At 69.6% G+C, this 13467-nt stretch carries 12 protein-coding genes; 6 read left to right on the top strand and 6 right to left on the bottom strand.

Annotated elements, in window-relative coordinates; translation table 11 throughout:
- Positions 1-32 precede the first annotated feature (32 nt).
- A complete protein-coding gene (locus tag ABD808_RS27100) occupies positions 33-419 on the bottom strand; it encodes a hypothetical protein (protein ID WP_344902028.1) in 387 nt (128 codons plus the stop codon).
- Positions 420-749: 330 nt separating this feature from the next.
- Between ABD808_RS27100 and ABD808_RS27095 the strand changes: the two genes are divergently transcribed.
- Positions 750-1292, top strand: coding sequence for an RNA polymerase sigma factor (locus tag ABD808_RS27095; protein WP_344902025.1), 543 nt, complete (start codon positions 750-752; stop codon positions 1290-1292).
- The gene (locus tag ABD808_RS27090; RefSeq protein ID WP_344902021.1) at positions 1285-2448 is read left to right on the top strand and encodes a CU044_5270 family protein; all 1164 of its coding nucleotides are present in this window, start codon (positions 1285-1287) and stop codon (positions 2446-2448) included. Before ABD808_RS27095 ends, ABD808_RS27090 begins: the two co-directional genes overlap by 8 nt.
- A gap of 27 nt (positions 2449-2475) precedes the next feature.
- Here the strand turns inward: ABD808_RS27090 and ABD808_RS27085 are convergent, their stop codons facing one another.
- Positions 2476-3192, bottom strand: coding sequence for a TetR/AcrR family transcriptional regulator (locus ABD808_RS27085; RefSeq protein ID WP_344902018.1), 717 nt, complete (start codon positions 3190-3192; stop codon positions 2476-2478).
- Between the two features lie 120 nt (positions 3193-3312).
- On the opposite strand from ABD808_RS27085, the gene ABD808_RS27080 reads away from it, so the two are divergent.
- Positions 3313-4827, top strand: a complete 1515-nt coding sequence (locus ABD808_RS27080; protein ID WP_344902015.1) for an MFS transporter — start codon at positions 3313-3315, stop codon at positions 4825-4827.
- On the opposite strand, the gene ABD808_RS27075 is transcribed toward ABD808_RS27080, so the two are convergent.
- Positions 4817-6349, bottom strand: coding sequence for a 3-hydroxyacyl-CoA dehydrogenase (locus ABD808_RS27075; RefSeq protein ID WP_344902012.1), 1533 nt, complete (start codon positions 6347-6349; stop codon positions 4817-4819). The two genes, ABD808_RS27080 and ABD808_RS27075, sit on opposite strands and share 11 nt — an antisense overlap.
- A 133-nt stretch (positions 6350-6482) precedes the next feature.
- Between ABD808_RS27075 and ABD808_RS27070 the strand changes: the two genes are divergently transcribed.
- A complete protein-coding gene (locus ABD808_RS27070; RefSeq protein ID WP_344902009.1) occupies positions 6483-7691 on the top strand; it encodes an acetyl-CoA C-acetyltransferase in 1209 nt (402 codons plus the stop codon).
- On the opposite strand, the gene ABD808_RS27065 is transcribed toward ABD808_RS27070, so the two are convergent.
- The gene (locus ABD808_RS27065) at positions 7688-8290 is read right to left on the bottom strand and encodes a TIGR03086 family metal-binding protein (protein ID WP_344902007.1); all 603 of its coding nucleotides are present in this window, start codon (positions 8288-8290) and stop codon (positions 7688-7690) included. The two genes, ABD808_RS27070 and ABD808_RS27065, sit on opposite strands and share 4 nt — an antisense overlap.
- A gap of 282 nt (positions 8291-8572) precedes the next feature.
- On the opposite strand from ABD808_RS27065, the gene ABD808_RS27060 reads away from it, so the two are divergent.
- Positions 8573-10723 (top strand): (Fe-S)-binding protein, encoded by a 2151-nt coding sequence (locus ABD808_RS27060; RefSeq protein WP_344902004.1) that lies wholly within the window; start codon positions 8573-8575, stop codon positions 10721-10723.
- A gap of 6 nt (positions 10724-10729) precedes the next feature.
- Here the strand turns inward: ABD808_RS27060 and ABD808_RS27055 are convergent, their stop codons facing one another.
- Entirely contained in the window at positions 10730-10882 is a 153-nt protein-coding gene (locus ABD808_RS27055) for a hypothetical protein (protein WP_344902001.1), read from the bottom strand.
- 2 nt (positions 10883-10884) lie between these two features.
- Positions 10885-12657: an AfsR/SARP family transcriptional regulator gene (locus ABD808_RS27050; protein WP_344901998.1), complete on the bottom strand. Its 1773-nt coding sequence runs from the start codon at positions 12655-12657 to the stop codon at positions 10885-10887.
- Positions 12658-12712: 55 nt separating this feature from the next.
- Between ABD808_RS27050 and ABD808_RS27045 the strand changes: the two genes are divergently transcribed.
- Positions 12713-13465: a hypothetical protein gene (locus ABD808_RS27045; protein WP_344901995.1), complete on the top strand. Its 753-nt coding sequence runs from the start codon at positions 12713-12715 to the stop codon at positions 13463-13465.
- Positions 13466-13467: the final 2 nt, after the last annotated feature.

Here is a 13467-nt window from a genome sequence, read left to right as displayed (position 1 = left end):
GTCCTTGGGCCCGCGCCCGGGCCGGGGTTGGGTCAGTTACACCATGTTGCGTTGCTGCGGAGGATCCAGACGTTCGATCGTCCGCCCCACAGATCTACTTTGACCCAGTACACGCCGTTGACGATCGTTCCCGCGCGCCAGGTGAGATCTTGGCCCTTGTGGATCTGGCCCAGCGGGTCGACGTTGGGTGAGCGCCAGTAGCGGACGTTGTTGTAGGCGGCACAGAAGTAGGAGCGTTTGGTCACGGATGCGTTGGCGGCGGTCGCGCTGTTCGTGATCGGGACCGCATCGGTGGCGTTGGTGGAAGCTTCGGCGGATGGCTGGCCGCTCATCGTGATGGCGCCGACCGTTGTGGCGGCGGCCAGGACGGTCAGACGGGCCGCCATCATGAAGCGGCGAGACGTGTGGGTGCTCGTCATTGTTTCTCTTTCCCCCTTGCCTGGTGATCGCGTTTTTGTTCGCGCTGGGATCGACTCTCCCGCCTTTGGTGTCCGGAGTACATGACACATGGTGAACAAGTCTTAACTGTGTGTGCTCGCTTGGTGGTTTCGGGGGCTGGCGCTGGTGCGGCTGGAGCGGACGGGAGGGCGGGGAGGATCGTGGCGTGAAAGGGGGGACGGGGTGCGGGTGATACGAGGGTGACCGCCGGCCGCGCCACGGAAAGGCAGCACATGACTGGGGAATCTCTCACCGCGGATCCTCCCTTGGGCGGGGGGTTCGGACGGGCCGACCATGGTGCCGCCCTGCGGATGTCCCTCCGGGAGCCGGAACGGTTCGGGGAGATTTTCGACGCCTATTTCGCGGAGATCCACGGGTACGCCGCCAAGCGGCTCGGGACGGACGCGGCGGCCGACGTCGCGTCGCAGACGTTTCTGGAGGCGTTTCGCGCGCGTGCGCGTTACGACGCTTCGCGGGCGGCAGTCCGGACGTGGTTGTACGGCATCGCGACCAATGTCATCGGCAAGCACCGGCGGGCCGAGGTGCGCGGGCTGCGGGCGCGGGGGCGGTTGGGCTCCGTCGAGGACGCGGGGCACGCGGACCGGGTGGACGACCGGGTCAGCGCCGAGGGCCTGCGCGGGCCGCTGGCCGGGGCGATCGCCGGGTTGTCGGTCGGTGACCGGGACGTGCTGTTGCTCGTGGCGCTCGCCGACCTGAGTCACCAGGAGGTGGCCGCCGCGCTGGACATCCCGTACGGGACGGTCGGATCGCGGCTGAACCGGGCGCGCAAGAAGGTGCGCGAGGCGCTCGGCGGGACGAATCCGATGCGTGATCTGGAGGACGACCATGGATGACCTGCGGACGGTCCGCGAGAAGTACGGGGAGCCCGTGCCGCCGACCCTGGGCGAGATGGCCGAGGCCCGCACCCGGATGTTCCAGGACGCGCCGCGACGCCGCGTCCGGCCCGGATGGCGGTTGAAGGCGGGTGCGGTCGTGGTCGCGGCGGGCGCGGCGGCGGCCGTCGCGATCGTGTCCCTGGGGCCGGGGACGCCCGCGCCGTCCACGTCGACGAACCCCGTCGACCTGGGCAGGCTCGCCGTGCTGGCGGCGGCGGACAAGGCCGAGTCGCAGCCGACCGGCAACTACTGGCAGGTCGACACCGTCAGCGGGCAGGCGTACGTCGTCCCGGCGAAGACGGGGACGTACGCGATCTTCGGCGCGCACGACGAGTCGTTCAACTGGGTCGGCGCGAAGCGGGGCATGGGCGAGGCGTACTACGGTCGCGACCTCCCGGCACATCCGCAGACGCCGCGGGACGAGGCGTTGTGGCGCAGGGCCGGGGCGCCGTCCAGCATCCGCGTCTGGTCCGGCGACAACTGGGCCACCTACACCACGAAGGCGACGAAGTGGACCTCGTACGGTCCGAACGTCGGCGTCCAGCCGGAGGGCGGCGGGGAGTTCGTGGACGGCAAGTCCGCCGAGGAGCTGCGGAACCTGCCGACCGATCCGGGCAAGCTCGCCGCGATGTTCCTCGGCACCGAGACGACGGACAGGATCGCGGCGGCGCAGGGGCTCGACCCGAAGGCGCGCACCGGCATGGGCGCCCGGGGCCAGATCATGCGGTCGTCGGCGGTGCTGCGCGCTCCGATCCCGCCGAAGGTGCGGGCGGGCCTGATGAAGGCGCTGGCCGCGCGGCCGGGCGTGCACGCGATCGGACGGGTCGCCGACCCGCTGGGCCGCACGGGCGTCGCGCTGGCGAGCGACGACAGCCCCATGACGGTGACCGGCGAGTACGGCGGGCCGAGGGCCTACCAGGGGACCTACCGTTCCCGTCAGGTGCTCGTGTTCGATGAGCGGACCGGCGCGCTGCTGTCCCGGCAGGAGACGCTGACCGTGCCCGGCGGCCCGTACGCGCGGATGAAGCCGGGCTTCGTCATCGAGTACCAGGCCAACCGGTCGACGGTGTGGACGGACACCAAGCCGAAGCCGCCCACGGAGCTGCCCTTCTGACCGAAGGCTCGTCAGGCCCTCCGCTCGTTAACGGGCGGGGGGCCTGCGGGCTTCGAGGCCGTCGAGGACGGAGGTGAGGCCGAAGGTGAAACGGCCCTCCAGGATGTCGCCGGTCTCGTTCGCCCAGACGTCGCGGATGTGGGCGGACAGGGTGGGCCGCTCCTCGGCGAGGCGGGTCAGGTAGGGGCCGAGGGCCTCGATCCAGTCGGCGGACGTGGTGCCGGGCTGGCCGCGCTGCCAGCTCGCCTCGCTTCCGGCGGCGCCGATGACGTAGTCGACGACGAGCGACCAGGCGTATTCGAGGTCGAGGTCGGTGAAGCCCGCCGCGCCGAAGGCGATGAGCGTCTCGTCCAGGACGCGGGTGGCGTTGGGGCCGATCATGGGACGGCCGCCGAAGAGCGTGACCGTCCACGGATGGCGGTGGATCATCGCGCGGAGGCTGCGCGCGTAGCCGGTGGCGGACGCGCGCCAGCCGCCGTCGTCCGGAGGCGGGACGGTCACCTCCGCCATGACCCGGTCGAGGGCGAGTTCGAGCAGTTCGTCCTTGTTCGCGACATGCCAGTAGACGGACGTGGCGCCCGAGTTCAGCCGGGTGCCGAGGCGGCGCATGCTGAGTCCGGTGAGGCCCTCGGCGTCGAGGAGTTCGAGCGCGGCGTCGACGATCTGGTCGCGGCCGAGGGTCGGCTGGTCGCGGCGCGGACGCTCCGGCCGCGTCCAGACGGACACCGGTGCCTTCTCCGCCATCGGCCCTGCCTCCCGTCGTCGTTCTCTCGTACATGGTACCGGCACTTGAACAGTGTGCGAGTTGAGTCGTACAGTGTGCGAGGCAGGTCGAACGGTGTACGAGGAAGAGGTGTGTTCGTGATGACGGAAGTCGGCCATCCACGGCGATGGCAGATCCTTGGCGTGCTGTGTCTGAGCCTGTTCGTGGTCGTCGTCGACAACACGATCCTGAACGTCGCGATCCCGTCCCTGATCAAGGACCTGGACGCCGACACGTCCGACGTGCAGTGGGTGATCGACGCCTACTCGCTCGTCTTCGCCGGACTGCTGATCACGGCGGGCAGCCTCGGCGACCGGCACGGACGCCGCCGCGCCATGCTGATCGGATTCGCCCTGTTCGGCGCCGGTTCGCTGCTCGCCGCGTTCGCCGCGAACCCGGCGCAGCTCGTCGCGACGCGGGCGCTCATGGGGATGGGCGGCGCGCTGCTTATGCCCGGAACGCTGTCGATCATGGCGCAGGTGTTCGCGCCGGACGAACGATCCAAGGCGTTCGCCATCTGGGGCGCGACGTCCATGATCGGGCTGGCGGCCGGACCCACTCTGGGCGGGTTCCTGCTGGAGCATTTCTGGTGGGGTTCGGTGTTCCTGGTGAACGTGCCGGTCACGGTCGTGGCGGTGATCGGCCTGCTGGTCCTGGTGCCCGAGTCGAAGGGGCCACGGCGCCGTCCGGACGTACTCGGCGCCCTGCTGTCCACGGCCGGAATGTCGACGCTGGTGTGGGCGGTCATCTCCGGGCCGCAATACGGCTGGACGGGCATCCGGACGCTCGGCGGTGGTGTGGCCGCCGTCGTCGCGCTCGCCCTTTTCGTCCTGTGGCAGCACCGCAACCCCGAGCCGATGCTCGACCTGCGGCTGCTGCGGCGCCGCCAGTTCTCCGGGGCCGCCGCGATGATCGCCATGTTCGGGTTCGCGCTGGCCGGACTGCTGTTCGCGCTGACGCAACTCCTCCAGCTCGGCTACGGCTACGGGCCGCTCAAGGCCGGGCTGGCGTTGCTGCCGGTCGCGGTGTCCGCCGCGATGGGCAACGGCCTCGGCGCGTCGCTGGAGGGACGGTTCGGCGCCCGGCCCGCGCTCGTCGCCGGGTTCGCCGTCCTCGCGGCCGGGTTCGGGACGATCGGCCTGACCGGTCCGGGCGACGGGTACGCCGCCCTGTCGGTCGGGCTCGTCGTGCTCGGATTCGGCGCCGGGCTCGGCGCGCCGCCCGCCTACAGCACGCTGATGGCGGCCGTCCCGCCGGAGGAGGCCGGTGTCGGCTCCGCCGTGAACGACGCGGGTCAGGAGCTTGGCAGCGCGCTCGGCGTGGCCGTGCTGGGCAGCGTCATCTCCGCCGTCTACGTCCGTGGCCTCCCGGACGGGACGCCGTCGTCCGCGCGGCACTCGTTGGGCGAGGCCGTCGCGTCCGGCGATCCCGGCCTCGCACACGCGGCCCGCGACGCCTTCGCCGACGCCGTGTCGGTCGGATCCCTCGCAGCCTGCGCCGCGACGTTGGCCGCCGCTGTTTTCGCCGCACTTGTCCTGCGCGGAGTGTCGCGGCCGCCGGTCGCGGACCCCGCACCGGTCCCCGCGCCGTCCGCGCCGGAGTCCGTCAGGACATGAGGTCGGACGGGACGGTGCCGGTCTCATTCAGCGGCAGACCGAGCGCCGCCCGTTCAGCCAACCAGACGCTGGGCCGGTAACGCGGATCGCCGGTGCTCGCATGCAACCCACGCAGGATTTCCAGGACACGGGTGGCCCCGACATGCTCGCCCCACTCCAACGGCCCACGCGGATACCCGAGGCCCAGCCGGACGGCCGTGTCGATGTCCTCGGGACGGGCCAGCCGCTGCTCCGCGATCCCGCAACCCACATTCACGATCGCGGCGAGCAGACGTTGCGCGACGGAAGCGGGCGCGTCGCGGACGACGGTAACGGGCCGTCCCGTGGCGACAAGGGCCGCGAGACCAGCACGGCCGACTTCCTTGTCCAGACCGGGATGGACGGCCAACGAAAGCCGCGTGAAGAACCCACCCAACGGGTCGACACCCAAGGTGCGCTCTAGGGGCAGACCCTCCGCTGCTTCCACAGTGCTACGCCCAAACGGTGCGACCAAAACAACGGCGTCGCCAGATGGCGTCTCCCCTGACTCGACCTCCACGCCAGCGGACGAGAGCAACGCGCCCAGCTCGTCCCTGACGTCGCCGTGCACCCAAACAGGACGTGCATCCACGGATGGCGCCGTCACCTCGGGCGGTTCCTGCTTGGCGCCATCGACGTATTCGTAGAAACCCTCACCGGTCTTGCGTCCGAGTAGACCGGCCTCCAACCGCGCACGCCCCACCCTGGACGGACGCAAACGCGGCTCGGTGTAGAAACCCGTCCAGACAGACTCCATGACCGGCTGCGACACGTCCAACCCAGTCAGATCCAGCAGTTCGCAGGGGCCCATCTTGAGGCCGAGCACGTCCCGCGCGATCCGATCAATATCCGCAGGCTCCGCCGCACCCTCGGACAGGATCTGCAACGCCTCCGTCACCAGCCCGCGCCCCGCGTGATTGACGAGGAACCCGGGTGCGTCAGGCGCGAACACCGGAACATGACCGAGACGCCGGACGAGGTCGGCCAGCGCGTCCGGAATCCACTCCGCCGTCCGCGCACCCGGAATCACCTCGACCAACCGCATCAACGGCACCGGATTGAAGAAATGCAGCCCCGCCAACCTGGACGGGTCCTTCAGCGCCGCACCGATGGCCATGACCGGAAGCGAACTCGTATTGGTCACCAGGACCGTGTGCTTGGGACAGACCTTCTCCAAGGCCGTGAACAGCTCCCGCTTGGTGTCCAGATCCTCCCGGACGGCCTCGACCACGAGATCGCAGTTCTGAAACGGAGTAAGCGGCTCCCCAACAGGCCGAAGCCGCGCTTTGGCCGCCTCCGCGTCCTCCTCGGACATGCGTCCCTTGCTCACGAGCTTGTCGAACATGGCGCCGATGTACTCGACCGCGCCGATGACGGCGTCCATCCGGACATCCGCCAGCTCGACCGTCAGCCCACCGGCCGCCGCGAGTTGCGCGATCCCGCGTCCCATCGCGCCCGCCCCGATCACCCGGACCGTCGTCGCCTGCCGCGTCCATCGCTCCACAGCCGCCTCCTCGCTCGCGCTCCGCGTCCACCACGCATTCAACCTTCCGCCAGACGCGAGCCCGCCCGCGACCCTCCAGATACGGGGACGTAACCTGCGAAGTGCCCAAAACTCCTAGTCCGAGGAGCCCACCATGCGCGACGCGGTGATCTGCGAGCCGCTGCGTACCCCGATCGGCCGGTTCGGCGGGGTGCTGAAGACCGTCCCGCCCGCGGAACTCGCCGCGACCGTCATCCGTGCCCTTCTCGAACGCACCGGTCTGCCCGGCGACGCCGTCGACGAGGTGATCCTCGGGCACTGCTACCCCACGGCCGACGCCCCCGCCATCGGCCGCGTCGCCGCCCTCGACGCCGGACTCCCCGTCGAGGTCGGCGGCGTCCAACTCGACCGCCGCTGCGGCTCCGGACTCCAGGCCGTCGTCGACGCGGCCATGCAGATCCAGACCGGAATCAGCGACGTGGTCATCGCGGGTGGCGCGGAGAGCATGAGCAACGCGCCGTTCTACACGACGAAGGCCCGCTGGGGCATCCGCACCCCGTCCCTCGAACTGCACGACGCCCTCGCCCAGGGCCGCGTCACCGCCGGAGGCGTCAACCACCCGGTGCCCGGCGGGATGCTGGAGACCGCCGAGAACCTGCGCCGCGAGTACGGCATCGGACGCGAGGAGCAGGACGAACTGTCCGTCCGCTCCCACCAGCGCGCCGTCGCCGCCCAGAAGTCGGGCACGTTCGCGGAGGAGATCGTCCCCGTGACGATCAAATCCCGCAAGGGCGACACGGTCGTCGACACCGACGAGCACCCACGCCCCGACACCACCATGGAGACGCTGGGCAGGCTGCGTCCCGTCCTCGGCAAGTCCGACGACCAGGCCACGGTCACCGCGGGCAACGCCAGCGGCCAGAACGACGCGGCCGCCGTCTGCGTCGTCACGACCCCCGAACGCGCCGCCGAACTGGGCCTGCGCCCGCTCGTCCGCCTGGTCTCCTGGGCCCGCGCGGGCGTCCCGCCCCGCACGATGGGCATCGGTCCCGTCCCCGCGACCGCCAAGGCCCTGGAACGCGCCAACCTCACCCTCGCCGACATCGACCTCATCGAACTGAACGAGGCGTTCGCCGCCCAGGTCCTCGCCGTGACCCGCGAATGGAACCTCAAGGACGCCGACTGGGACCGCGTCAACGTCAACGGCTCCGGCATCTCCCTCGGCCACCCCGTAGGCGCGACCGGCGCCCGCATCCTCGCCACCCTCTCTCGCGAAATGCACCGCCGCGAGGCCCGCTACGGCCTAGAAACAATGTGCATAGGCGGCGGCCAGGGCCTAGCCGCCATCTTCGAGCGCGTCTAGGAGGACGACGCCGCGGACCACTGCGGATCGCGGCCGGTTAGGGCTAGTAGGCGGTCTAGTGGGGGTGCGTCCTGCGGGACGTCCACTGCGGGGCCGAAGAGGCCTTCGATGCCCTTGCCGTCGCTTTGTTCGACGGCTGGGGCGACGAAGGCCAGGCATGCCTCGATCTCGGCGTTTTCGGCCGTGTAGGGCTGGCCGCTGGCGCGGGCTATGTCCCAGCCGTGTATGACCAGTTCGTTCATGGCGACGTGTCCGGCCTCCGTGCCCGGCATGTGGACGCCGCCCGCCTCGGTCATGCCCTGCCAGGCGTCGGGGGAGCGCCAGGCGGCGGCGAGGGCGTCGAGTTGTTCGGGGATGCGGGCTCGCCAGTCCGGGGGGAGTCGGTCGGCGTCCGAGGACGGTGGCTGCGACGGGCCCTGCGGGAAGTTCTTCTCGGCGGCCCAGGTGAAGGCCAGGGCCAGGCCGTTCAGGTGGTCGAGCAACTTTCCGAGTGTGGTGTCCGCGCAGGGGGTCGGTGCGGAGAGCTGGTAGTCGCGGATGCCCGCCAGTAGCTCCGCCAGGCGGCGTGTGGCGGGAGTGAGGTCGGGTGTCGAGGTCATGTGGCTCCTCCGCTGGACGGTCGGGTTCTGGTGGACGGGGACGTCTGCGTCCCGCCTCGTGGTAGGGACTCGTGAACCGGCTGATACTCATCGGAACGCGAGGAAATCTATGGTGAGGGGGATGAACGGGACGGCAGGTCGATGCTTCGGATGGGTTTGATGCGCTGACCTGGGATCGAGGCCCGCAAGCTACTACCGAGTAGTATTCGGGCCCCGGATGAACGCACTGTCGGTCGCGAGCCTTACGCTGACTGCCATCGACCGTACCCAGGAGGACGGACAGTGTTCTGGATCACGTTGGTCATCGGGCTGGCCGGAACGGCGGTCGCGCTGGCGCTCGCCGGACGGCGGGTCCTGTTCCTGTACCGGATCGGCGCGAGCGGGCAGCCCGACCCCGAGCGCGTGCTGCGGGTCAGGCGCGAGCCGAAGGCCGACGTCCAGGACCAGGTCACCGAGGTCCTCGGCCAGCGCAAGCTGCTCAAGTGGTCGCTCGCCGGGGCCGCGCACGCCGCGGTGATGTGGGCCTTCTTCCTCCTGATCACCGTCTACCTCGAAGCGGCCGTCGCGCTGCTCGTCGGGCTCGACCACCACATCCCCGGGGTCCAGACCTGGGGGCCGATCGGGTTCGTCCAGGACACCATCGCCCTGGCCGCCCTCGCCGGTCTGATCGTGTTCACCGCCATCCGGATCAAGAACTCGCCGAAGCGCCTCGGCCGCGCGTCCCGGTTCAAGGGCTCGCATCTCGGCGGCGCCTGGCTCACGCTGTTCATGATCTTCAACGTGGTCTGGACGATGTTCTTCTTCCGCGGCGCCGAACACGCCAGCGGAAACCTCGCCTACGGGAAGGGCGCGTACTTCTCGTACTTTGTCGGGCAGGCGTTCGAGGGGCTCAGCCACGACACCCTTGAAGTGCTGGAGTCGGTCGGGCTGCTGTTGCACATCGGCGTCGCGCTGGTGTTCCTCGTCTTCGTCGTCCACTCCAAGCACCTGCACATCTTCCTGGCGCCGCTGAACGTCATGTTCAAGCGCCGCCCGGACGGTCTCGGCGCCGCGCAGCCGATGATGTCGGACGGCAAGCCGCTCGACTTCGAGGAGGCCGACCCCGACGAGGACGTCTTCGGCCGGGGCAAGATCGAGGACTTCACCTGGAAGGGCTTGCTCGACATGGCGACCTGCACCGAGTGCGGTCGCTGCCAGTCGCAGTGCCCCGCCTGGAACACCGGCAAGCCGCTGTCGCCGAAGATGCTCGTCCTCGAACTGCGCGACCACGCGCTCGCCAAGGCGCCGTACTTCACCGCGTCCGAGGAGGCCAGGGGCGCGTTCACGGACGAGCAGAAGGCCGCCATGCAGGTCGACAAGGAGCTCGTCGGCGAGGGCGGCGTCATCCACCCGGACGTCCTGTGGTCCTGCACGAACTGCGGAGCCTGCGTCGAGCAGTGCCCGGTCGACATCGAGCACATCGACCACATCCTGGACATGCGCCGCTTCCAGGTCATGATCGAGTCGAGCTTCCCGTCCGAGGCGGGCGTCATGCTCAAGAACCTGGAGAACAAGGGCAACCCGTGGGGGATGTCCGAGATGAAACGCCTCGAATGGGTCGAGGAACTCGACTTCGAGGTCGACGTCGTCGACGACAAGGTCGCCGACGACACCGAGTACCTGTTCTGGGTGGGCTGCGCCGGTGCCCTGGAGGACCGCGCCAAGAAGACCACCAAGGCCGTCGCAGAACTGCTGCACATCGCGGGCGTCAAGTTCGCCGTCCTCGGCCCCATGGAGGCGTGCACCGGCGACCCGGCCCGCCGTCTCGGCATGGAGTTCGTCTTCCAGATGCTCGCCCAGCAGAACGTCGAGACGTTGAACGACGCGGGCGTCAAGAAGATCGTCGCGACGTGCCCGCACTGCTTCAACACCCTCGCCAACGAGTATCCGCAGATCGGCGGGAACTACGAGGTCGTCCACCACACCCAGCTGCTGGCGCACCTCGTCGAGACCGGGAAGCTCACCCCCGTCACCCCGATCGAGGAGAACATCACCTACCACGACCCGTGCTTCCTCGGCCGCCACAACAAGGTGTACAAGCAGCCGCGCGACATCATGGCGACCGTCCCCGGCGTGAAGACCCAGGAAATGCACCGGCACAAGGATCGCGGCTTCTGCTGTGGTGCGGGTGGTGCGCGCATGTGGATGGAAGAACGCATCGGCAAGCGCATCAACACCGAACGGGTGGACGAGGCCCTCGCGACCAATCCCGACACGGTCTCCACCGCTTGCCCATTCTGCCTCGTCATGCTGGGCGACGCCATCAACGAGAAGAAGAACTCCGGCGATGCGAAGGAGTCGCTGGAGGTCGTCGACGTCTCCCAGCTGCTGATCCGCTCCATCAAGGGCGAGGGCACGGCCCCCGAGGAGAAGGAGCCCGTCGCCGCCGAGTAGGCGTCGTCAGTACGTCGCGGCGTCCTTGGGCGCGTCCACCATGGGCGGGACGGCGACAAGCGTGGCGCGAAGATCGCTCACCATCTCGTACGGCAGGATGTTCCGCCCGACGAGGTCGTCGATGGAGGCGACGGGGCCGTGCGCCGTCCGGGCCAGCACGATCAGCTTGGCGTGGTGGGCGTCCAGCCGGGCAGCGAGGCGAGCAGATGCTCGGGCGCCGTGTTGACGTCGATCAGGCCCCCGTCGTCGAACGTGCTGGGCAGGTCGGGGCGGCCGATGTTGAGCATCCGCGCGGTCTCCGGGTGGTGCGTGACGAGCGAACGTGCCTGCTCCCGCCGCACCCGCCGCTCGATCTCCCGGACGTCGGGCGCCGCCGCCTGCCGGGACCACGGTTCGGCTGTGAGGACGGCGAGGTGGACGGCGCCGCCCATCACCGTGGCCAGCAGGGTGACCGCCATCACCGGGTCCCACCAGGTCGTCCGGTTCTCGTCGAGGAAGTCGGCGGCGATCAGGAAGATGATCGTCAACGCCAGGTAGACGACGGCCGTCAGCGCGTGCCACAGGCTCTTGCGCCGTGCCGCGAAGTAGACGAAGGGGGTCCACGTCGCGATCCCGAAGCTGAACACGGGGATCAGCACCAGCGCCACCCGCACCACCCACGGCAGCCGCCGCCCGAACGACTTGCCCGACGACGCCCCGTCCGACCGATACCCGATGGTCGGACCAACGTAGGCAGGCGGGACGGCGCCGACGCCCGGACCGTTGTAGCCGGGCGAGACGGTGCTGACGGGCGGGACTCTGTAGGCGGGCAAGACAGCACTGACGAGCGGAGCGTTGTAGGCGGGCGAGACGGTGCCGACGGGCGGAGCGGCGTAGGCGGAGCCGGAGTATGCGATCCACGGGGGCGGGCCGGACATCGGGCGCGCGAAGCTCATTGCGTCCGGAACGGGCATCGCCGCTGCCGCCGGAATGGAATCGGAGCCCGGGTCGGGAGGGGCGAAACCGGCTGAACCGGGCACCGACGACGGCGGCGCCACCTCCGCAGGCCCAGTCCGCTCATTGGCTGTGAAAGGCGCCGCCAAAGCCGGATCGGAACGCAGAATCCCCACATGCAAGCTCTGGAGTCGTTCGCCCGGCTCGGACCCGAATTCCTCGTTGAAGAAATGGCGCGCGTCCCGGTAGGCGGCCAGGGACTCCGCCTGTCTGCCGCTCCGGTACAGGGCCAGCATCAGCAGATAACGGAATCCCTCGCGGAGCGGAAACTCGGCGACCGAACGGATCAATTCCGGCACCAGCCGCGCGTGCTCCCCCAACTCCAGTCCGATCTCGGCGGCCGCCTCCAGAGCCGCCGCGCGCTCCTCGTCCAGCCGGTCCCGGGCCGCGGCGAAGAACGGGCCGTTCAGCCCGGCGAGGGGCGTCCCGTCCCAGAGGTCAAGGGCGTCCCGCAGCAGAAGCTCGGCCCGCGCCGCGTCCCCGGCACCCCGCACCTCCAGGCCCTCCTTGCCGCCGTCCTGAAAGACCCCGGCGTCCAACCCGCCGTCCGGCACGTGCAGCGCGTAGCCCGCGCCGGTCAACGTCAGCAACCGGCCGGGCGAACGCGGCGAACGGTCGGGTTCCAGCACTCGGCGCAGACCGGCCACGTATTTCTGGACGACGTTCGCCCCGTTGTCGGGCGGTTCGTCCCCCCACACCGCGTCCACGATCGAGGACGTCGGCACCGGCCGTCCGGGCGTCAGCAACAGAACGGCGAGCACCGCCCGCTGCTTGCCGGGCCCCAGACCGAGCTCCTCGCCGTCCCGCCAGGCAGCGGGACGCCCCAGGATCTCGAAACGCAGTGACGGACCGTCACCGGGCAGAACGATCACCCCCCACTCCAGCGCCTCCGCCGTCATTCGGCGGCCCCGGCGCAGTGACCGCAGCATAGCGACAGTCATTCCACACCGGCATACGGCAGCCTTTTCCGGACCAAATGACGATGTGAAAGGGAACATGGTGTTTCACTACCGACGGCCGAGCGGGCGCGCACAGGTATCGGGGGCCGCGCTCGCACTCGTGCTCGCGTGCACGGTCGGCTGCCTGCCGGAACAGGACGGCGAGGCCGCCGCACCGTCGAAGACGCCCACCGCGTCCGCCGATCCGCGGTCCAACGGCGTGGCGAAGCTGAGCCCCGGCGAGATCGTGTCGCGCACTCGCAAGGCGGCCGAGTCGGCGTCCTACCTGCGGATGCGCGCGCAGGTCACCGACCAGGGCCAGAAATACAAGCTCGACTTCCGTTTCGCCGGAAAGACGAAGGCCACCGGGTGGTTCACGCAGGGCTCCCAGCGCGTCGAGATCACCAGGCTGGGCAGGACCATCTACCTCTCGGGCAACAAGGCGTTCTGGAAATCGGCCGGTGGCTCAAGCGCGGTGCGGCTCCTCTCCGGAAAACACGTCAAGACCACCGCCACGAACAGCGATTTCAAGGAAATCGCCGCCTTCACCAACCGAACGGCCCTGCTCACCGACGTGCTGAAGAGCACGAAGGGCTGGAAGAAGGGTAAGCCGGGAAATATTCGCGGCGTTCCCACGGTGGTGCTGTACAACGGGAGGGGGGACACGCTCGAAGTGGCGGCACAGGGCGCCCCGTACCCGCTGCTCCTGGGCGGCACCCTGGGCGACCGACTCGAATACCTCGAGTTCGGCAAGCCGGTGCGGATCCAGCGGCCGAAGGGCCCCGTGATCGACGTCGACGCGATGGGCTGAAC

This window comes from Actinomadura meridiana (genome assembly GCF_039537545.1).
Lineage (GTDB): Bacteria > Actinomycetota > Actinomycetes > Streptosporangiales > Streptosporangiaceae > Spirillospora > Spirillospora meridiana.
The sequence above is the reverse complement of the archived record's forward strand: the minus strand, read 5'-3'. Positions and strand labels throughout refer to the sequence as shown.

Coding starts and splice junctions, on each gene's coding strand:
- ABD808_RS27100 (WP_344902028.1), bottom strand. CDS start 419: ATGACGAGCACCCACACGTCTCGCCGCTTCATGATGGCGGCCCGTCTG.
- ABD808_RS27095 (WP_344902025.1), top strand. CDS start 750: ATGTCCCTCCGGGAGCCGGAACGGTTCGGGGAGATTTTCGACGCCTAT.
- ABD808_RS27090 (WP_344902021.1), top strand. CDS start 1,285: ATGGATGACCTGCGGACGGTCCGCGAGAAGTACGGGGAGCCCGTGCCG.
- ABD808_RS27085 (WP_344902018.1), bottom strand. CDS start 3,192: ATGGCGGAGAAGGCACCGGTGTCCGTCTGGACGCGGCCGGAGCGTCCG.
- ABD808_RS27080 (WP_344902015.1), top strand. CDS start 3,313: ATGACGGAAGTCGGCCATCCACGGCGATGGCAGATCCTTGGCGTGCTG.
- ABD808_RS27070 (WP_344902009.1), top strand. CDS start 6,483: ATGCGCGACGCGGTGATCTGCGAGCCGCTGCGTACCCCGATCGGCCGG.
- ABD808_RS27065 (WP_344902007.1), bottom strand. CDS start 8,290: ATGACCTCGACACCCGACCTCACTCCCGCCACACGCCGCCTGGCGGAG.
- ABD808_RS27050 (WP_344901998.1), bottom strand. CDS start 12,657: ATGACTGTCGCTATGCTGCGGTCACTGCGCCGGGGCCGCCGAATGACG.
- ABD808_RS27045 (WP_344901995.1), top strand. CDS start 12,713: ATGGTGTTTCACTACCGACGGCCGAGCGGGCGCGCACAGGTATCGGGG.